Origin of the sequence: Rhodoferax sp., assembly GCF_034520025.1 — a bacterium.
In the GTDB taxonomy this organism is placed as follows: Bacteria; Pseudomonadota; Gammaproteobacteria; order Burkholderiales; family Burkholderiaceae_C; genus Allorhodoferax.
This window is the reverse complement of record NZ_JAXHNZ010000002.1, coordinates 990654-1009635: the sequence shown is the minus strand read 5'-3', so window position 1 is coordinate 1009635 and position 18982 is coordinate 990654. Positions and strand designations below refer to the sequence as shown.

Annotated in this window: 22 protein-coding genes; 11 read left to right on the top strand and 11 right to left on the bottom strand. The window is 62.4% G+C overall.

The features are described 5' to 3' along the window. The first annotated feature begins 46 nt into the window (after window positions 1-46). Window positions 47-598 carry a TlpA disulfide reductase family protein gene (locus U5L73_RS13095; protein WP_322562757.1) on the top strand — a complete coding sequence of 184 codons (552 nt, stop codon included), beginning with the start codon at window positions 47-49 and terminating at the stop codon, window positions 596-598. Here the strand turns inward: U5L73_RS13095 and U5L73_RS13090 are convergent. Next, on the bottom strand, window positions 577-933 hold the full coding sequence (locus U5L73_RS13090) for a thioredoxin family protein (RefSeq protein WP_322562756.1): 357 nt from the start codon (window positions 931-933) through the stop codon (window positions 577-579). The two genes, U5L73_RS13095 and U5L73_RS13090, sit on opposite strands and share 22 nt — an antisense overlap. Before the next feature lie 133 nt (window positions 934-1066). Here U5L73_RS13090 and U5L73_RS13085 point away from each other — a divergent pair, with 133 nt between their 5' ends. Further along, window positions 1067-1843 carry a ferredoxin--NADP reductase gene (locus U5L73_RS13085; RefSeq protein ID WP_296507721.1) on the top strand — a complete coding sequence of 259 codons (777 nt, stop codon included), beginning with the start codon at window positions 1067-1069 and terminating at the stop codon, window positions 1841-1843. A 58-nt stretch (window positions 1844-1901) separates the two neighbouring features. Here the strand turns inward: U5L73_RS13085 and U5L73_RS13080 are convergent, their stop codons facing one another. The 3 genes from U5L73_RS13080 to U5L73_RS13070 are packed head-to-tail and all read right to left on the bottom strand — an operon-like array spanning window position 1902 to window position 2787. Further along, on the bottom strand, window positions 1902-2165 hold the full coding sequence (locus U5L73_RS13080) for a TIGR03643 family protein (RefSeq protein ID WP_322562755.1): 264 nt from the start codon (window positions 2163-2165) through the stop codon (window positions 1902-1904). Further along, on the bottom strand, window positions 2162-2614 hold the full coding sequence (locus U5L73_RS13075; RefSeq protein ID WP_322562754.1) for a DUF3429 domain-containing protein: 453 nt from the start codon (window positions 2612-2614) through the stop codon (window positions 2162-2164). Before U5L73_RS13075 ends, U5L73_RS13080 begins: the two co-directional genes overlap by 4 nt. Then, a complete protein-coding gene (locus U5L73_RS13070) occupies window positions 2611-2787 on the bottom strand; it encodes a hypothetical protein (protein ID WP_322562753.1) in 177 nt (58 codons plus the stop codon). The genes U5L73_RS13075 and U5L73_RS13070 overlap by 4 nt, the downstream gene beginning before the upstream one ends. A 136-nt stretch (window positions 2788-2923) precedes the next feature. Between U5L73_RS13070 and U5L73_RS13065 the strand changes: the two genes are divergently transcribed. From U5L73_RS13065 to U5L73_RS13055, 3 genes are read left to right on the top strand one after another with little or no spacing between them, the layout of a single operon-like run. Next, complete coding sequence (locus tag U5L73_RS13065) at window positions 2924-3283, top strand: DUF2237 family protein (protein ID WP_313873380.1); 360 nt, start codon at window positions 2924-2926, stop codon at window positions 3281-3283. A gap of 52 nt (window positions 3284-3335) precedes the next feature. Then, entirely contained in the window at window positions 3336-3884 is a 549-nt protein-coding gene (locus U5L73_RS13060; protein ID WP_416221312.1) for a lipocalin family protein, read from the top strand. A 2-nt stretch (window positions 3885-3886) separates the two neighbouring features. Then, window positions 3887-4234: a single-stranded DNA-binding protein gene (locus U5L73_RS13055; RefSeq protein WP_322562752.1), complete on the top strand. Its 348-nt coding sequence runs from the start codon at window positions 3887-3889 to the stop codon at window positions 4232-4234. On the opposite strand, the gene U5L73_RS13050 is transcribed toward U5L73_RS13055, so the two are convergent. Both U5L73_RS13050 and U5L73_RS13045 read right to left on the bottom strand, forming a co-directional pair. Beyond that, window positions 4213-4347: a hypothetical protein gene (locus tag U5L73_RS13050; protein WP_322562751.1), complete on the bottom strand. Its 135-nt coding sequence runs from the start codon at window positions 4345-4347 to the stop codon at window positions 4213-4215. The two genes, U5L73_RS13055 and U5L73_RS13050, sit on opposite strands and share 22 nt — an antisense overlap. Window positions 4348-4609: 262 nt before the next feature. Further along, window positions 4610-5263, bottom strand: a complete 654-nt coding sequence (locus tag U5L73_RS13045; RefSeq protein WP_322562750.1) for a glycosyltransferase family 2 protein — start codon at window positions 5261-5263, stop codon at window positions 4610-4612. A gap of 126 nt (window positions 5264-5389) precedes the next feature. On the opposite strand from U5L73_RS13045, the gene U5L73_RS13040 reads away from it, so the two are divergent. Continuing rightward, window positions 5390-5947: a DUF427 domain-containing protein gene (locus U5L73_RS13040; protein ID WP_322562749.1), complete on the top strand. Its 558-nt coding sequence runs from the start codon at window positions 5390-5392 to the stop codon at window positions 5945-5947. A gap of 40 nt (window positions 5948-5987) precedes the next feature. On the opposite strand, the gene dinG is transcribed toward U5L73_RS13040, so the two are convergent. Continuing rightward, complete coding sequence (gene dinG / locus U5L73_RS13035; RefSeq protein WP_322562748.1) at window positions 5988-8147, bottom strand: ATP-dependent DNA helicase DinG; 2160 nt, start codon at window positions 8145-8147, stop codon at window positions 5988-5990. A gap of 138 nt (window positions 8148-8285) precedes the next feature. Here dinG and U5L73_RS13030 point away from each other — a divergent pair, with 138 nt between their 5' ends. The 4 genes from U5L73_RS13030 to U5L73_RS13015 are packed head-to-tail and all read left to right on the top strand — an operon-like array spanning window position 8286 to window position 13462. Continuing rightward, on the top strand, window positions 8286-9437 hold the full coding sequence (locus tag U5L73_RS13030) for a transglutaminase domain-containing protein (protein ID WP_322562747.1): 1152 nt from the start codon (window positions 8286-8288) through the stop codon (window positions 9435-9437). Between the two features lie 35 nt (window positions 9438-9472). Beyond that, window positions 9473-11224 carry an aminodeoxychorismate synthase component I gene (gene pabB, locus U5L73_RS13025; protein WP_322562746.1) on the top strand — a complete coding sequence of 584 codons (1752 nt, stop codon included), beginning with the start codon at window positions 9473-9475 and terminating at the stop codon, window positions 11222-11224. Then, window positions 11208-12347, top strand: a complete 1140-nt coding sequence (locus U5L73_RS13020) for a TIGR03790 family protein (protein WP_322562745.1) — start codon at window positions 11208-11210, stop codon at window positions 12345-12347. The genes pabB and U5L73_RS13020 overlap by 17 nt, the downstream gene beginning before the upstream one ends. A gap of 5 nt (window positions 12348-12352) precedes the next feature. After that, the gene (locus tag U5L73_RS13015; protein ID WP_322562744.1) at window positions 12353-13462 is read left to right on the top strand and encodes a rhomboid family intramembrane serine protease; all 1110 of its coding nucleotides are present in this window, start codon (window positions 12353-12355) and stop codon (window positions 13460-13462) included. A gap of 3 nt (window positions 13463-13465) precedes the next feature. Here the strand turns inward: U5L73_RS13015 and U5L73_RS13010 are convergent, their stop codons facing one another. Together U5L73_RS13010 and trmB are read right to left on the bottom strand one after the other, a co-directional pair. Next, window positions 13466-14392 (bottom strand): pseudouridine synthase, encoded by a 927-nt coding sequence (locus tag U5L73_RS13010; RefSeq protein WP_322562743.1) that lies wholly within the window; start codon window positions 14390-14392, stop codon window positions 13466-13468. 14 nt (window positions 14393-14406) lie between these two features. Next, on the bottom strand, window positions 14407-15195 hold the full coding sequence (trmB, locus tag U5L73_RS13005; RefSeq protein WP_416221311.1) for a tRNA (guanosine(46)-N7)-methyltransferase TrmB: 789 nt from the start codon (window positions 15193-15195) through the stop codon (window positions 14407-14409). A 205-nt stretch (window positions 15196-15400) separates the two neighbouring features. Between trmB and U5L73_RS13000 the strand changes: the two genes are divergently transcribed. Further along, window positions 15401-16960: a methyl-accepting chemotaxis protein gene (locus U5L73_RS13000; protein ID WP_322562742.1), complete on the top strand. Its 1560-nt coding sequence runs from the start codon at window positions 15401-15403 to the stop codon at window positions 16958-16960. A 33-nt stretch (window positions 16961-16993) separates the two neighbouring features. Here U5L73_RS13000 and gluQRS read toward each other — a convergent pair whose 3' ends face one another. Both gluQRS and U5L73_RS12990 read right to left on the bottom strand, forming a co-directional pair. Then, complete coding sequence (gene gluQRS, locus U5L73_RS12995) at window positions 16994-17872, bottom strand: tRNA glutamyl-Q(34) synthetase GluQRS (protein ID WP_322562741.1); 879 nt, start codon at window positions 17870-17872, stop codon at window positions 16994-16996. Window positions 17873-17906: 34 nt separating this feature from the next. Beyond that, entirely contained in the window at window positions 17907-18950 is a 1044-nt protein-coding gene (locus U5L73_RS12990) for an NAD(P)/FAD-dependent oxidoreductase (protein ID WP_322562740.1), read from the bottom strand. Window positions 18951-18982 lie beyond the last annotated feature (32 nt).

The window sequence follows — 18982 nt, the reverse complement described above, 5'->3', positions numbered from 1 at the left end:
TGAGAGCTGCTCGCGGACACTTTATGGGCGCTAGCAGCTCTTTTTTATGAAAAAACCGATGCGTCGTCGTCAACTGTTCATTGTGGGGGCGGGTGTGTGTGCATCACCGGTTTGGGCAGGGGGTGCGCCGGGTACAGGCCCCGGGTTCGATGTGCAGGCTTGGCCCGCAAAAAGTGGTGTGCCAGCCATCCCTGCGGCTGATCAGGCAGGGCGTCCGTGGAGCCTGCCGTCACTACGCGGCAAAGCCGTGTTGCTGAATTTCTGGGCCAGTTGGTGCGAGCCATGCCGCGCCGAGATGCCGTCTTTGCAAGTGCTTGCGGCACGTGAACAGGCGCAGCTCGCGGTGTTGACGATCAATCTCAAGGAGAGCCCGGAGGCGATTGCACGCTTCGTGCAAATCAGCGGCTTAACCTTGCCCGTGTTGCGCGATCCGCAAGGCGATACTGCCCGCGCCTGGAGCGTGAGAATCTATCCGTCAACCGTGCTCATCGGCCGTGATGGTGCTCCGCGTGCCACGGTGCGTGGAGCCCTGGACTGGGCGGGCGCAGAGGGCGAGGCGCTCTGGCGCCCCCTGCTTCAGCCAGCGCGCAAACGCTGAACCAAAGCCTGCACTTCAGCGTCCTTCACCGCGGCAGCATCTACGCTAGCACTCGAGCTGATGAGTCTGCGCAAGGTGTCGAGGTGGGGCGTCACGGTTCCGAAAAAGCGGGCAATCTGTCCTTGGGCCACCAAAAGCGTCGGGAAGTTTTCGACCTCGATCGGGTCGACCAGGTCGGACTGGTCTTCGACATCCACCCATACAAACTTGGCCCCGGCAAACTCGGACTGCAGGGCGGTGAACAGCGGTTGGTATTCAGTACAGGTGCCGCACCACTGGGCGCACAGGCAAACGACCAGCAGGTCGGCGGTGGGGAGATCGGTGGGAAATGACATGCGCTGGCTAATGACTCAAATCAATATCGATATAACAGGCTGCAGGGGTATGAAGTTTTACAATATAGGGTTTCGCCCTAGGCCATTGTGGCCGAACCGGTGTTCTCCATTCCGACCCTGAAGCAAGGCCCCCATGAGTGCATTTCTGGAAGAAACAGTTTTAAGCGTACACCACTGGACAGACCGCCTGTTCAGCTTTACCACCACGCGTGACCCTGCGCTGCGCTTCTCGAATGGCCATTTCACCATGATCGGGCTCATGCAAGACAACGGCAAACCGCTGCTGCGCGCGTATTCCATCGTGAGTGCCAACTATGAAGAGCACCTCGAGTTTTTGAGCATCAAGGTGCAAGACGGCCCGCTGACCTCCAAGCTCCAGCACATCAAGGTCGGCGACAAGATCGTGATCGGCCGCAAGCCCACCGGTACTTTGTTGATTGATTACCTCTTGCCCGGCAAAAATCTGTACCTGCTGGGCAGCGGTACCGGACTGGCACCGTTCTTGAGCGTTGCCCGTGACCCTGAGACCTACGAAAAGTTTGAAAAAGTGATCGTGGTGCACGGTGTGCGAGAGGTCAAAGAGCTGGCCTATTACGACTATTTCAAGAACGAGCTGCCCAAGCACGAGTTCCTGGGTGAAATGGTCAGCAAGCAAATGCTCTACTACCCCACGGTGACGCGTGAGGCGTTTGAGCATCAAGGCCGCATCACCACGCTGATCGAATCCAACCAGTTGCCGGCCGACCTGGGCTTGCCCCCGCTGGACCCTGCAACAGATCGCATCATGATTTGCGGCAGCCCTGGCTTGAACAAAGACATGCGCGAGATTCTGGATGCGAAAGGTTTCAAGGAAGGCAACACGACGACCCCGGGCGACTACGTGGTGGAGCGCGCGTTCGTCGAACAATAAGTTCAGGTGGCTCAAAGAGCCCCGCTGTCGAAAAAAAGGCCTGCTTGCAGGCCTTTTTTTATGCCTGCCGCGTATGGCTGGCGCGGTGCCGTTGCACGGCTGGTGAGCGCAAAGCGAGGTGTTTGGTTGCGCGGCCTGCCATGCGCTTGCGCCACATCCGGAAAGAGCTGGCTTTCATGTGCTTGCGCATCAGATCCACTACCGCCGACTCATTCAGGCCGAACTGCGCTTCAATCGCCTCGAACGCGGTGCGGTCCTCCCACGCCATTTCCACAATGCGTGAAATGTCAGACTCGCTCAAGGCTACGTGGAGCCGGCTCATACCGCCAAGCTCCCTGCTAGCAGGCTAAAAGTCGCAGCCAAGGTCAAGTGCATGCGCATCGGTAGCCAGGGTGACAAGCCATAGGCGGGGTAGCTGCGGCGGTCTACTGCCAAACACATGCCCAACAACAGAGCCAGTGTGACCAGGCCCTGCGCCGCAGGCAGCAGCAGGGCTACCCATGCCACCAGGCTGGGGAATACCCCCCACACAAACGGGCCCGGTTGAGGCGTCAGCGCCCCGCGCATCGCCAATCCCCAATGGATGGCACCCATGAAGCTCGCGATGGTGGCGCCGTAGGCTAGCAAGGCTGACGCGGCGTGCCCACGGTACGCGGTGGGCGCCAGCCACGTTGCAGCGGCGAGCGCTACGAAAGGCAATGCACCGGCATAGCCCAAGCGGGCGGCCCATCGTGGCAAGGGCAGGGGGGCCGAGGGGGTTGTTGCTGTCATGGTCCGCCGTCCTCTGCGTCTGGGGCTATCGGTTGGCTGGCAGGGGTTGCCTGTTCTGCAGACCCGGGGCGGCACATGGCGGTGCCATTCCATTGCTGGCCGCACCAGCAGAGGCCCTCGTCATTGATGATGCAGGTGCCGGTTCCGCAGCAGCGTTCGTCGTCGTTGTCCATGGTCGGGTCCCGAATAGCCGTAAATCCAAAAAAATGCCTGCCACTGTGGCAGCATTCAAAGCCCTGTATTTTGTGGGAATCGGCGCCCCCCCGTGTCCTTGGGGGCCATTGTTTGTTGTCTGAAAGCGAGTCGAGAATGTCCGCCCTGAATGTTTTGGGTACAGCCCTGCAAGCCTGCTCGTTTGACCCGCTAACCGGGTTCTTCCGCGATGGCTGTTGCAACACCGATGCGCATGACCACGGCACCCATGTGGTGTGTGCCAAGGTCACCGCAGACTTTTTGGCCTATTCGCTGCAGCGCGGCAATGACCTGAGCACGCCGCGCCCAGAATACCGCTTCGTGGGGCTACGCCCCGGTGACCGCTGGTGCTTGTGCGTGAACCGCTGGCTGGAAGCGCTCCAAGCCGGAGTAGCGCCACCCGTGCACCTCGAGGCGACCCACGCCAAAGCCCTAGAGCGGGTCAGTCTGGAGCAACTTCGGGAATATGCCTTGTGAAACTGTTCACTGCGGCCCCGATGCCGGCCGCGTACCCGTGCATACTGCCCCCATGAAAAACCTATTGCTTAATTGGTGTGGTGCTGCAATCCTGGCCATGGGGAGTGCGGTGGCCCACGCCCAGCCAACGGCCTTGCAGCCGATTGCGTCGCTCGATGTGCCCCGCTATATGGGCACCTGGTTCGAGATTGCCAAGTACCCCAATAGCTTCCAAAAAAAATGCGTGCGCAATACCCGCGCCGAATACCAAGCCCAGCCGGACGGCTCTGTGCAGGTGTTGAACCGCTGTGTCACGGCGGATGGCCAGACGACCGAGGCTTTGGGGGCCGCCCGCCAAGTGGGCGCTGCCAACTCGCCCAAGCTGCAAGTGCGCTTTGCGCCCTCGTGGCTGTCTTTCCTGCCCATGGTCTGGGGTGACTACTGGGTGATTGATCTGGATCCGCAGTACCAGCTGGTGGCCGTGAGCGAGCCTAAGCGCGAATATTTGTGGGTGCTGTCCCGCAGCCCCAAGGTGGAGACGGTGGCATACCAGGCCTTGCTGACCCGGTTGGGGCAGCAGGGGTTTGATCTGAAACGTTTGGAACTGAGCCCCCAGGAGTGAGCATGATCGAAGGACTGATTGCCGGCCACCTCGTAGGCCTGGCAGAGACCCGTGAGGGGAAAAACGGCACCCGGTTTGCACTGGCTAAGGTCAAAGCCACCTCCGGCGACGGCGAAAGCCTGATTGTTCACGTGATCGCCTTTGCTTCCGAGGCCAGCGCCGCCCTCATGGCCCTGGATGATGGCGATGCCATTGCCCTAGCCGGTGCCCTCACCCCCAAGGTATGGACCGACAAGCAAGGCAACACCCGCCCCGCACTCGATATGGTGGCCACGCAGGTGTTGACGGCCTATCACGCAGCACGCAAGCAGCAAACCTTGGATGCGGATCACTTGGGGCGGATACGCTGACTCTTGCGGGTTCGCTCCATGAAGTCGTTGGGCTTGGTTCTCACCCAAGCCACAAACAAGGCCACGTCGGGGTGCGTCAGTAACGCGTCTACCGAGTTGAACTGCCGAGCCAACTCGGTTTCCGTCAAAAGGGCGTGGATCTGTCGATGACAGATCCGGTGCAGGTATTCTGTATGCCTGCCCCCTTTGGACTTGGGGACCAAATGGTGTGCATCGCGCTGACCGGGTGGAATCTTGCGTTCACACAGCGGACATATCAGGTCCGCGGGCAGAACCCGAACGTGGTCTTGCTGAAGAAGGCGCCTGATTCGGCCCATGAGGTCAGTGGTGTCTGTGGATCTAAACTCAAACCAGCATGGCGCTTGGGCTAGCCTGTTACGCGTGACTGGGCTTTGGGGCAGGCCGTTCACTGCCGGGGTATTTCAGATGGTTTTCCCGGTGTCGCCGGTAGAACAGCAAGCCTTCTTTGAGGCTGGCCACCGTGGCTTGTTGCTCCAGCATCTTGTCCCACAGATTCCAGTCTTCCTGGGGGTGTTCACCGTCCTCGAACCTTCTTTGGTAACCAATCCGCTGGCCAAACGCCGTGCGATACAGCATGGAGCCATGGTGTTGTGCTTGGCGATCCCAATACAAGTCGCCACAGTGCGGCGTTGTCTGACCGGGCACCCGGGTCAGGATCTCGTGTTTGAGCTCGCCCGTCACCACGATGTCATAGGTCACGATATCGGTCGTGGCGTCGGATAGCAGTTCAATCGCATCCGAGCGCAGCCAGTTGTCAGCGCCTATGAACAGCACATATTCTGTTTGCACGCGTGACAGCATGTCCTGGAAGTTGTCGACCGTCCCAAGGTTGGCCGGCCGCAACACATATTCAACACTGGGGTACAGCGCAGGGAGATGGTCGCAGTCCATCGCGCCATCATCGACAAACAAAATCCGCGCCGGAGCGCGGGTTTGGGACAACAGCGACTCAATGCAGTGCGCTGCAAGGTGGCCGTACCTGAAAGAGGCGATAACAACAGTGATCATGGTGCGGACGAGTAGAGCACATGACCATGCAATAACGGTGACAAAGGTCAATTCGGGGGCGTGTTAAGCGGCAGGGCTTTGCCATGCCCCACTGCTGAGGCGCACCATGCCATTTAAGATGCCCCGATGACTGACAAAGATCCCGATACCCTCGCGCGAGCCCGCGCTCAATGGCGCTGGCGAGGCGCGGAGCGTCCACCGTTTGCCGACATTCCCTCACAGGGGCAAACCTCGGTATGGGATTTCCCTCGCCCACCAGAGCTGGTGCGTGAAGCCCGCGAGGTCCTGGTGCTTTGGGGTGGTCTGGAGGTCGCTCGAACCCGCGCCGCATGGGCCGTCAGGGAGACCGCGCATCCGCCCACTTTTTATCTGCCATTGGCGGATGTTCAGCAGTCGTTGTTGCGTCCGGCAGGTGGTGGCTCGTTCTGCGAGTGGAAGGGCCCTGCACGGTATTGGGATCTGGTCGATGGTGTGCGCAGCCTCGAGCGGGTCGCGTGGAGCTACCCACAGCCCTTGGAGGGGGCCGAGCCCTTGGCTGAGTGCATCGCGTTTTACGCGCACGACCTCAGCTGCACCGTGGGTGGCGCCAAGGTGCTGGCGCAGCCGGGCGGTTTTTATGGCGGTTGGATCACGCCAGAGTTGACCGGGCCCTTCAAAGGCGAACCCGGCAGCAACGGTTGGTAAGTGTTGAGTGGGCGTGAAGCGCCTTCCCGTTTTGGGCTGCTTAGCCCAGCGCCCGCGTTGCCAGCTTGTACGCCGGTAATCCGGCCAGCATTCGCTTGCCGTAGCTGGTTTGGGTGAGTCGCTTGTCGTAGCAGATGACCTGCGCGCGGTCTTCTTCGGTGCGGATAGCGCGGCCTGTCCATTGCAGCAGCTTCACCCCGGTGGCGGGGATCACCAGTTCGTTGAATGGGTCGCGGCCCACGCTGCGCAGCCATTCAGCCCGAGCTTCGTCCACCGGGTCGCTGGGCGGGGCAAAGGGCAGCTTGGCGATGAACACGGTTTCGCACAGAGCACCGGGTAAATCCAAGCCTTCGCCAAAGCTTTGCAGGCCGAACAGCACCGAGGGCAACCCGTTCTCCACCCGTTCGGCGTGCGCGGCCAGGAGCCGGGTGCGGGACTGGGTGCCCTGCACCAGCACCATGTCCATCATGTGGCCGGGCACAGCCTCAGACGCGGTGCGCATCTGGGCGCGGCTGGTAAAGAGCACCAGCGCACCGCGCTTGACTTGTTCCATGTCCTCCATGAGCACGCGCACCACCTCGGCGGTGTAGGCGTCTGCGTGCTTGGGGTCTGCCTCGGTGTGCACCACCGTCAGGCTGCCTTGTTTGGCGTAGTTGAAGGGGCTGGCCACTTCCAGCGCAGTCACATAAGGCTTGTTGGCCAGACCCGCTTCTTTCAAAAAGTAATCAAAGCTGCCGCAGCTGGTGAGCGAGGCGCTGGTGACGATCGCACCGCGCACCTGGCTCCACAAAAACTGGCGCAACAAATCGCCCGGCACAATGGGGCAGGCGTGCGCGGTCATGGTCAGGTAGCCGTTGGCGCTTTCAGCCTGCAGCCACTTGGCCAAGGGCTGGTCGCCATGTTCCAGTAGCAAATTGGCGGTGCTCACCAGGCTGCCCAAGCGCGGCGCAATGCCGCCCAACTGGGCATACAGCTGCGCGCACAGTACCGCCTGGCTGGGGTCGTCTTTGGCGATGGCTTTCACGTCCACGCCGAGTGCTTCCAGCGCCTTGGACAGGCCGGTGGCCTGCGACTGAGTCTGGCGCACCGGTTCGTGCAAGGCCTCGGGCAACACACCGTTGGCAAAGCGCAAGGTGCCGTCTTTGCCGCCACCGTGGACATCCTGGCCGGTGTGGGCCCATACCAAGTCCATGGCCATGCGGGCCACCGAGGTGAGGGCGCCCTTGAGCTGGCTGGTCACCGTCTGCACGTCTTCGCCCAAGTGCAGGGCCAGTTTGCCGGCCACCTCGGTCATGGTTTTGGGCAGTTTGTCCAGCCAGCGCAGGTTGGACAGGTCCATGCTGTTCGAGAACTGGTCGAGCGCCACCGCTGGCAGGTGGTGGCCTTCGTCAAACACCACCAAGCAGTTGTCCAGGTCAGGCAGGGTCTTCATGCCCAGGCTGGCGAGCACCAGGTCGTGGTTGGCCACGATCACGTTGGCCTCTGCCAGCTTGGTACGGGCGTTGTAGTAGCTGCACTCTTTGTAGCGCGGGCAGTGGCGGGCGGTGCAGGTGTGGCGCTCGGCGGCCACGGCCGACCAGTCGCGCGGGTCGGGGGTGTCGGCCAGGGTATCGCGGTCGCCATCCCAGCTGGCCACAGCGAGCTTGTGGGCCATGCCCTCAAACAGGGCTTGGCGACGCTCTTCGATGGCCTCTTGCGATAGGGCGCTCACCTTGGGCTGGGGTAGATCGTCGTCAAACAAATCTTCTTCACTCGCGCCGCTGCCCACCAGACGCTCGAGCTTGACTTTGCACACATACCGGCCGCGGCCCTTGGCCAGGGCGTAGGCAAAAGGCTGGTCCATGCTGCGAGCCAGGGCCGGCAGGTCCTTGGTCATCAGCTGTTCTTGCAGCGCTACGGTAGCGGTGCTGATGATGACGCGGGTTTTGCGCTCGAGCGCCATGGCAATCGCAGTGCTGGCATAGGCCGCGCTCTTGCCCACGCCCGTGCCGGCTTGGATGACCGCAATGGCTTTGGTGGGGTTGGGATGCTCGCCGATGTCGGCCTGCGCCAGCGTGGCGGCCACGGTTTCGGCCATCTGGTGCTGGCCGGGGCGGCTCCTGAATCCGCTGGTGCTGCCCACTACTTGCTCAAATGCGCGCAGAGCGTGCTGGGCCAAGGCGGCGCTGGCAGGGGGCAGGGAAGAGAAATCGGAGCTCAAGGGGATAGGGGCGTGGGGCCGTTGCGGCAGAGGAGGGCTGAATATACAGGCAGCAGGGGATAATCGACGGATTGCCGCTACACAGCCACCGACGCTGTGCAAAGAATGCGGCCCGATCATCCAACGGGAGAATTCAACATGTCCGATCAGAGCACTATCGTCCCCGGCAAACAGCCCCAGGCTGCACGTCGCCAATTTATGAAGAATTCGGCGGTAGCCCTTGCTAGCGCTGCGCTGCCTGCTATCAATTTTGCACAAACAGCGCCTGTGGCAGCACGCCATTTCAGCCCCAAGCCCGCTGCATGGCGCACCTTTGAAGTGACTACCCGCGTCGATATTGCCAAGCCTCAGGGCGCTACCCGTTTGTGGTTGCCCGTGCCCTCTATCAATAGCGAGTGGCAGCAGTCCCTCGAGAGCAGCTACTCCAGCAACGGCAGCGCCCGTATGGAAGACGACAACACCACCGGCGCCCGCATGCTGTTTGTGGACTTTGCCGCCGACCAGGCCAAGCCCTTTGTGGAGCTGACCAGCCGCATCCGCACCCGCAGCCGTGCCCAGGACTGGGGCCAGAAAACCGCCGTGGCAGAGGACGCGGCGACGCTGAAGTACTGGACCCAGCCTACTGATTTGCTGCCGCTGGACGGTATCGTGCGCACCACCGCGCAGGAAGCCACCCGCGGCGCCAAAACCGATGTGGAAAAGGTGCAAAAGATTTACGACTGGATCGTCACCAACACCTTCCGCGAACCCACGGTGCGCGGCTGCGGCGAGGGCGACATCAAAACCATGCTGGAAACCAACAACCTGGGCGGCAAGTGTGCGGATTTGAACGCCTTGTTTGTGGGCCTGTGCCGCGCTGCAGGCGTGCCTGCACGTGATGTGTATGGCCTGCGCCTGGCGCCCAGTGCGTTCGGCTACCGGGAGTTGGGCGGCAATTCCGCCAGCCTCAAGGGTGCGCAGCACTGCCGTGCCGAGGTCTACCTCAAAGGCTATGGCTGGGTGGGCATGGACCCCGCCGACGTGGCCAAAGTCATGCGCCAGGAAACGCCGGAATGGATCAAGTCCGCCAGCAACCCGCTGGTCGCGCCCGTCAACAAGGGCCTGTTCGGCGGCTGGGAAGGCAACTGGATGGCCTACAACATGGCTCACGACGTGGCATTGCCCCAGTCCAGCGGCTCTAAGCTGGGCTTTTTGATGTACCCCACTGCCGAGACAGCCGCCGGCCGCCTCGACTCCTACGCGCCGGACGACTTCAAGTACCAGATCAGCGCCAAAGAGCTGGCGGCCTAACAGGTACCTCGACTGCTCGTTTCTCTCCTTTGCCTATGACCATACCCCGCGCACTGTTGGAGTTCGGTGATCCGCATCACAGTGGCCAGCCTGCTACCCGATTGGCTTTTGACGAGCCCCAGCAGGTGCTGGTGGCCCACACCCTCGGTGAAGTGCGGTCGGTGCTGGAACAGGTGGATGCTCTGAGCCGCAAGGGGCTTTGGTGTGTGGGCTATGTGCGTTATGAGGCGGCGCCGGCTTTTGATGCGGCGCTGCAGGTGCACGCAGCCGAGGGGCCTTTGGTGTGGTTTGGTGTCCATGCGCAGCCCCTGTCTGACGCGGACGTGGCGTTGCCCACCGCGCCCGAGCCGCATGTGCAGTGGACTCCGCGTATCAGCCGCGATGCCTTTGATGCCAACATGGCGCGGATTCACGCGGCTATTGCCGCCGGGGACTTTTATCAGCTGAACTACACCGCCCAGCTCGAAGCGCCGTTCGCGTCGTTAGAGGGCAGTGCCTTGGCGTATTTTGCGGCCCTGCGTCGCTCGCAACCGCGGGGCTATGGCGCGTTGATCGACACCGGTGAAGAGCAGGTCCTGTCGGTCTCGCCAGAGCTGTTTTTCGACTGGGACGGCACCCGAATCCTGGGCCGCCCGATGAAGGGCACCGCCGCCCGCGGCGCTAACCCGCAAGACGACGCAGCCAACGCCGAGCGCTTGCGCAGCACCCCCAAAGAGCAAGCCGAAAACGTGATGATTGTGGATTTGATTCGCAACGACCTCTCTCGCGTGGCGGAGCCATTCAGCGTCAAAGTGCCGCGGCTGTTTCATTTGGAGGCGCTGCCCACCGTGTGGCAGATGACTTCAGACGTTGTGGCCACCACCCGGCAAGGCACGCGCCTGTGGGATGTGTTTGAGGCTTTGTTTCCCTGTGGCTCGGTCACCGGTGCCCCCAAGGTGCAGGCTATGCGCCAGATCAAGGCACTGGAGCCGGATGCCCGTGGCGTCTACTGCGGTGCCGTGGGGGTGGTTCGGCCGGGCGGACATGCCACCTTCAATGTGCCTATCCGTACCGTCACGCTGCGTGGCGGGACTGCGCGCTGTGGCATCGGCAGCGGTATTACGTTCGATGCGCAAGCTGAGGGCGAGTGGCAAGAGTGGCGCAGCAAGCGCATGTTTTTGGAGCGCGCTAGCCAGCCCTTCGAGGTGCTGGAGACCTTGGCCCTGCGGGATGGTGTTTTCCAGCACTTGCCTTTGCACTTGCAGCGCATGGCGCAGGCGGCCGCGCATTTCGGCTATTCGTGGGACGAGGCCATGGCCCAGAAGGCCTTGGTCGCTGTGGCGCAAGCCCGCCCGACCGGTGCTTGGCGGGTCCGCCTGTTGCTGCAGCCCGGAGGGCGATGTACCGCCGAGGCGTTTGCGCTGCCTGATTCCCCGCAGCCGGTCCGCCTGCAACTGGCCGACCGGCCTATGGCCGACGCACAAGGCGAGTTTGTGCGTTTCAAAACCACGCGCCGTGCGCATTACGACGCCTTTACCCCTGCAGACCCGGCCGTGTTTGACACGGTGCTGTTCAACAGCGCCGGCGAGGTGACCGAGTGCACCCGGGGCAACATCGCCATCAAACTGGGCGGCCGTTGGGTCACCCCGCCGCTGTCCTCTGGCTTGCTGCCCGGTATCGGGCGGCAGGTCTGGCTGGCCGAGGGCCGCTTGGCGGAGCAAGTGGTGCACACCGCCCAGCTGGCAGAGGCGCAGGGCTTGGCATTTATCAACAGCCTGCGAGGCTGGCTGGATGCCGAGCTGGTCTAGCTCTTTGCGGTTCCCTGGCAACTGGCTCAGGCGTAGCGGTGCTGCGCTGGCTGCGTTTGTTTGTTGGTGGGCTGGATACGCTGCGGCGCAGCCCGGTACTGCGGTGACGGCACCTGCCAAACCGGCCTGGGTTAGCGTGCCACGGATCCAGGGGCATATGGTTGCAGCCGATGTGGGGCTGGTGATCAACAGCAGCGACCCGAATTCGGTCGCGGTGGGAGAGTATTACGCCCGTCAGCGCGGCATCCCGCCCGAGCACGTGCTACGTGTGATGCTGCCGGTTCGCCCGATCCTGACTGCGGCAGAGTTCGAGTCGTTCAACGCCCAGGTCAAAGCCGCCATGGGGCCCCAGGTGCAAGCCTTGGCCTTGGCATGGGCCCAACCCTATGCGGTGGAGTGCAACGCGATCACGGCTGCCTTGACTCTGGGGCACCAGCCTGAGTTGTGCAGCCAGACCTGTGCCACAAGCCGCCCCTCAGTGCTGTTCAACCACCCAACGGTCCGGCCCTTTACGGACCTCTGGGTGCGCCCCAGCATGTTGCTGGCCGGGCGCACTGTGGCCCAGGCCACCGCGCTGATTGATCGCGGTGTGGCCGCCGACCGCCAGTTGGGCAAACGGGGGGTAGCGCCCGCCAGCGTGGTGCTGCTCCGCACCACGGATGCAGCGCGCAATGTGCGTGCCGCTTGGTACCCGCCTATGCCAGCGATGGGTCAGCCCGATCCGCTCGTGCCCTTGGGCGCGCAGCTAAGGGTGCAAGACAGCACAGCAGAAAACCCCGAGCGCGTGGTGCTGCTCCAGACCGGCGCAGTCCGGGCTGACAACCCGGCGGCCATTGACTGGGTACCCGGTGCGCTGGCGGACCATCTGACCTCGTATGGCGGGCAATTGCTGAACACCAGCGGCCAAATGACCGCGCTCGAATGGTTGGAAGCTGGCGCCACCGCGAGCTACGGCAGTGTGAGTGAACCCTGCAACCATTGGCAGAAGTTCCCGCACCCCCAAGTGCTCTTGCTGCACTATGTGCAAGGCGCGACCGCGCTGGAGGCCTATTGGCGCAGCGTGGCTTGGCCCGCCCAAGGTGTGTTTGTCGGGGAACCATTGGCGGCACCCTTCGGTCGATAAACCTGATGTACACACCCGCACAACCCTCTGCCAAAACCACTGGCCCGCAGCCCCCGGCATTGACCGAGTTGATGCGGGCACCTGCGGCACGTGTTCCGGTCACTGCGGGGCTGATCGTGTTGAACTTGCTGGTGTTTGTGGCACTGGCCGCCGCCGGCGGCGGTTGGTGGCATGCAGGGCGGGGCGTGCAGCTTGATTGGGGCGCCAATTTTGCTCCAGCCACCCAGGACGGCCAGTGGTGGCGTCTGGGCAGCGCCATGTTTATTCACTTTGGCATTTGGCATCTCTTGCTCAACATGTGGGCCTTGTGGGATATCGGCCGCTTGTTGGAAGGTTTGCTTGGGCGCTGGCGGTTTGCCTTGCTCTATCTCGGGGCCGGGGTCTGCGGGAATTTGTTGTCTCTGGTGGTGCAGGGCAACCGTGCGGTGTCTGGCGGCGCTTCCGGCGCAGTGTTTGGCCTGTATGGCGCCTTGCTGGTCTTTCTGTGGGTGGAGCGAAAACAAGTAGAGGCTGGGGAATTCCGCTGGTTATTCGGCGGGGCGCTGGGCTTCTCGGTGCTGATGCTGGGTTTGGGTTGGTTCATGCCGGGCATCGATAACGCGGCGCATGGCGGCGGTTTGCTGGCAGGCATGTTGTGGGCAGGGCTATTGCTGCGGCCCTGGACGCCGAATAGCCCGGCCGCCGGGGTGCGCCCCGGGCTGTCGGCCGCGTTGCTGTTGGCTGCGGTTGTGCTGTTAGGCCTGGTGTTGCCGGAGCCTGCCTACCGCTTTGGTGAAGAGGTCAAAGCGCGCCAGAGCATTCAACGTTTCATTTCTGACGATGAACGCATCCATGAGCATTGGAATTCGATATTGAATGATGTGCAGAAAAACAGCGCGTCGTTTGAGTCCATCGCCGGACGGATGGATGCGGAAGTAGTGCAACCCTATCGCCAGAGCTTTGAGGATTTGATGCGCGTCTCCCCGGAGAGTGCAGCGCCCTCAGCCGCCACGCTGGCCAACTTGCAGGCCTATGCCGCCCAAAAGGCCTCCCAAGCCCAGAAGCAGGTCAATGCCCTGCGCCAAGGCAATAAGCCGGAGCTACCGGCTGCAGAGCTCCCCAGCGAGACACGTTAAATCTCAAGGCGCTGGAGGCGCTTCTGCCAAGGGCATGAGGGTACGCCGGCTGTCGAATTTGTGCGGTGCGCCGCTTAGCGGATCTGTGAACTCCAGGGTGCGGGCCAGTAACTGCAAGGGGCGCCGGAAATCGTTGGCGCCCTCGGGCGTGAGGACGGGGTAGATGCCGTCATGCAACATCGGCAGGCCTAAGGCGTGCATATGCACCCGCAGCTGGTGGCGCTGGCCGGTGAGTGGCTGCAAGCGGTAGCGGGCCCAGCCACCTTCCACTTCCAGCGGCGTAATGTCGGTGATGGCGTTGACTTCGCCCGGTACCTCGGCCTGCTGCATGAAATGAAGGGCGTCACCAATACGGCTTTCGCGGTGTAGCGGCCAGGGCAGCTTGGGGTTCCAGGGGGCGATGCATTCGTAGGTCTTGTGCATCAGCCGGTCGCGGAACAGGGCCTGGTAGGCGTTACGACTGGCTGCATGGACCGAAAACATCACCAGCCCGGCCGTGTCTTTGTCGATCCGGTGGATGGGGGAGAGTTCTGGCAGGTCTAAACGTTGCTGCAAGCGGGCTAACAGGGTTTCACGCACATGTTTGCCGCTGGGGACCACCGGCAGAAAGTGTGGCTTGTCGACCACCAGCAAATGTGCGTCCTGCCAGATCACCTCCTCTTGAAACGGAATGACGGGCTCGTCCGGCACCTCGCGGTAGTAGTACAGGCGGCGGCCCGGGGTGGCGGTATCGCTGGCAGAAGCGGTGCGGCCCTCTCCATCGGTGATGTCACCCGCATCCAGGCGCTGACGCCACACCGCTGCCGGCACATCAGGAAAGCGGTGGGTCATAAAAGCCAGCAGGTCGGGCCAAGGGCCACCAGCCACCACCACGCTGCTAGGCCGCACACCGTGCCGGGCCGCAGGAGCCAAAGGCCGTGCGCGGGCCATAGGACAGATCGGGCTTAGATGCGTTCGAACACGACGTCCCACACCCCGTGGCCGAGCTTGATGCCGCGGTTCTCAAACTTGGTGAGGGGGCGGTAGTGTGGCTTGGGCGAGTAGCCTGCCAATTCGGGGTGCGTGGGAAGGGCGCGGTTTTTGAGTTTGGGCTCAGCGCTCAACACTTCCAGAATCTGCTGGGCATAGGGCTCCCAGTCGGTGGCGGCGTGCAGATAGCCACCGGGTTTCAAGCGGGCCGCCAGCTTTGCGACCAGCGGGCTTTGGATCAGGCGGCGCTTGTTGTGCTTGGTTTTGTGCCAAGGGTCGGGGAAGAAGATGTGCACGCCATCGAGGCAAGCCAGCGGCAGCATATGGTCAATCACCTCCACTGCATCGTGGTTGCAAATGCGGATGTTGGGGATGTTGTTTTCACCGATGCGCTTGAGCAAAGCGCCAACCCCGGGTTCGTGCACTTCACAGCACAAGAAATTGGTACCGGGCAGGGTGAGCGCAATTTGTGCGGTGGCCTCGCCCATGCCGAAGCCAATTTCTAGTACGACCGGGCGTTGAGCATCTATAGGGGCTCCAGCGCCCGCTGCACCTTCAAAAGTTGCTCCGAAATTGAGAGCAGAAGCCTGGTAAGGAACCAGAAACTGCGGGCCCAGTTCCGCCATGGCGCGCTCTTGTCCGCCGCCCATGCGGCCTGCGCGCTTCACAAAGCTCTTGATGGTGCGCATGAAGGGCTTGGCAGCGTCGTCAGTGCGGGCGAGGGATTCAGCCGATTCGGGCTGGGGGGATTGAGGGTTCGTCATGGCAACAAGAGCACGTAAGCAGGGCCTGCATTGTAGGCAGTCAGGCGCGATATCGGTAATTTGCGAAATGTCAAATTACTCGCAAAAATGTTTTCAAACAAATTTGATAAATATACATATAATTAAACAAATGGTCCGACGAAAGTCACCATTTCCGCCCAGCCGCGGGCTGTCCGCGCGGCGTGGTACTCAAGAGGGAAACGAGATGTTCAAGTCTTTGCGCTGGGTAATGTCGCTTTTGGGGGCTATCGGCGTTGTCGCCGCGTTGGCTGTCGCCGCACAGGGGTACTACTTCATTCAAAAGCTGGATGTCTCGGCGTTGAAGGTCTACGCGGCGAAAGATGTGGTGGCCGACATCCTGCCACCCCCGATGTATTTGATCGAGACCCGGCTGGTTTTGTCGCTCATGCTGGACGGGAGCATGTCTGCAGCAGACGGTAAAAAGCGCTTCGACGAACTGGCCACCGAATACGACCAACGGGTGGAGTTCTGGAAGAAGAACCCGCCCTTCGGCCTGGAGGCCAAACTTTTGGGTGAACAGCACAAGGCGGCACAGGCGTTCTTGGCGGCCGCCCGCAGCCAAGTGGTGGAGCCTTTTGCTGCAGGCAAAGCGGATGTGGCCCGCACCAATATGCCTGCAGTCCATGTGCTGTACCAGCAGCACCGGGCTGGTGTGGATGCCACGGTGGTGGACGCCAATGCGTTCGCTGCCAGTTCCATGCAAGAGTTTGACGCCACGCACGCTTTCAGCGTGACCGCCATGGTAGTGACCGCATTGGTGGCTGCGGCGGTGGTGTTCGTGGTGTACCGCTTCGTGCTGGCCAGCATCCAAAAACCGGTGCGCGGTAGCACCGAGGCCGCCAAATTGATTGCGGCGGGCGATTTGGCCACCCACGTGGCCCTCGACCCTGGGCGCACAGACAGCTTGGGAGCGCTGCAAGAGGCGCTGCAAACCATGCGCGAAGGCCTCAACAGCACCGTATCGTCAGTGCGTTTGGTGGCAGACAACGTGTCCAACGCCAGCGCCGAGATTGCGCAAGGCAACCACGACTTGTCAGCCCGGACCGAGAGCCAGGCAAGCGCTTTGGAGGAGACCGCCGCCTCGATGGAAGAGTTGACCTCGGTGGTGAACCAGAATGCCCAAGCGGCCCAGCAGGCCGAGCGGCTCGCGAAGCAAGCAGCAGAAGTCGCTGAGCGTGGCGGCACTGCGGTGGGGCAGGTGGTAGCGACCATGAAGGGCATTAACGACTCGTCCCGCGAAATCGCGGGCATTGTGAGTGTGATCGAAGCGATTGCATTCCAAACGAACATCTTGGCTTTGAATGCCGCCGTCGAGGCGGCCAGGGCCGGTGAGCAAGGCCGCGGCTTTGCAGTGGTGGCTTCTGAGGTGCGATCGCTGGCAGGCCGCAGTGCAGTGGCGGCCAAAGAAATCAAGGCCCTGATCGATGCCAGCGTAGACCGTGTCTCGCATGGCTCCACACTAGCCGACCAAGCCGGTGCCACGATGGACGAAATGTTGCGTTCGACCCAACAGGTCAGCACCTTGCTGACAGAAATCAGCGCGGCGAGCCGCGAGCAGTCCAGCGGGATCTCGCAAATCGGGGAAGCGGTGAGTCAGATGGACCAAGTCACCCAACAAAATGCTGCGCTAGTGGAAGAAATTGCCGCAGCCGCAAGCAGCCTCAAGGTCCAGGCGTCGGAGCTGGTGCGTCAAATGTCGCAATTCACGGTAGAAGGCGGGCACGAGGTACCGCGCTTGACCTAAGGTGCCGGCTCCGTTTAGCGATCTTCGGACTGATCAGAGGCCGTAACGGTTGCGCCACTCTGCAGTCCAGGCAGCGAGGCAGTGCGCCATGGTGCCGCTGACCGATGATAGTCCCAGCGTGGCGGCGGCACTGGCCAGGGTCGTATCCGGCTCGCTCAGGTCGAGGGCTGCAGCGCCGTTTTGTTTGCTGAGTTTTTCCCCGTTGGGGCCCAGCACCAAAGGGGTGTGCAGGTAGCGCAACGCAGGCAGCCCTAGGGCTGTTTGCAGCGCTATTTGCCGCACGGTGTTGTCCGCCAAGTCTTCGCCCCGCACGATGTGGGTAATGCCCTGGTCGGCATCGTCCACCACCACTGCCAACTGGTAGGCCCACAAGCCGTCTGCACGCAACAATACGAAGTCGCCTACCTCGCGGGCTAGGTCTTGCTGCTGCACACCCAGGCGCCGGTCATGCCATGTCCTAAGACCCTCGTCACTCAGGCGCAGGCGCCACGCACGGCCTTCACGCCCTTGCAAACCGTGGCGGCAAGTGCCGGGGTAGACGAGTTCGCCGTTACGCGCCTTGCCCGCGCCGATTCGCGCCAGTGCCTGGACGATGTCTTTGCGGGAGCAGGCGCAGGGGTAGGCATCTCCTGACGCGATCAGGTTGTCGAGTGCCTGCCGGTAGAGGCTATGGCGGGTGCTTTGCCACGCGGGTGGCTCGTCGGGCACCAAGCCCACGCTGGCGAGTTGATGCAGGATGAACTCACCGCCTCCTGCAATGCAACGCGGGGTGTCGACGTCTTCAATCCGCACCAGCCACTGTCCGCCGTGGGCACGGGCATCCAGCCAGCTGGCCAGTGCAGCAAGCAAAGAGCCCGCATGCAGCGGGCCCGTGGGGGAGGGAGCGAAGCGGCCCCTGTATGGGGCCCCCACGCTTTTCGATCCGGCGGTGCTCAATTCACTCGATTCAAGCAACTTTCAGCGCGAGTTCCAAGCCGGACACAAAGGCATCTTCCACGCGGTGGCCGATGCACCAGTCGCCGCACAGGCCGATGCCGGCTTTGCTATCCCACAAAAAGTGTTCGCCCAAGGGAGCTTCGGTCTTGGCGTACAGCCAGCGGTGCACTTGGGCATGGGCGGGCTCTGCGCGAATGCCGGTGATCTCGGCAAAGGCTTTGATTAACTTGGCTTGGATGCGGTCAGGCGTGTCGTTCAAATGCTCTTGGGACCAGGCCGCACTGGCTTGCACTGTCCAGCGCTCGACCTTGCCACGGCCGGGTTTGCTCGACTCGCGCGACAACCAGGCCACACGGTGGTGGGTGCTGCGGGCGGCGTTCCACTGCGGGCCTAGGGTGGTGAGGCCGGGCTGCACTGCTTGGGGGTAGGCCAGCATCAGGGTCCAGCATGGCGCCACAGAGACTTTGGAAGTTTTCTTGGCCAGCGCTGCGCCCTTGGGGGTGGTGGCCAGCAGCTCTTGGGCTTGGGGATGGGGGATGGCGAGCACCACCTCGTCAAAGCCGCCATAAACATGGCTGCTGCCCGCATCGCCTGAGGTGCGCAGTTGCCATTTCTTTTTGTGCAGGGCGTCTTGCTCGAGGGCAGTGACGCGGGTGTTGACCAGCAGTTGCCCGGCATCCGCCAGGGGCTGTGCCCACGCGCGCACCAGCGCGTTCATGCCGGGGGTGGGTACCCAGTGCGCATCGCGCCCGGGCAGGGCAGCAGCGGCCACACGGCCGTGGGAGTCGAGCACGCGTACCGCGTTCGCACTCCAGGGGCGGCAAAGGCCGGGCGTGGTTTGCAGGGCTTGGGTGAATCGGGGGTCGCGCACCGTGAAGTACTGGGCCCCGTGGTCGAACGTGCCGAAGGCGCTTTCGCGGGTCGACATGCGGCCACCGGGTCCGCGGCTTTTTTCAAAAACGGTGACCTTGTGGCCGGCCTGCACTAGAGTGCGTGCGCAGGTGATGGCGGCCATGCCACCCCCCACGATGGCGATGTGTCGGGATGTTGTCATGGGCACAGTCTCCGTTGGTTGTAATAGCCTCT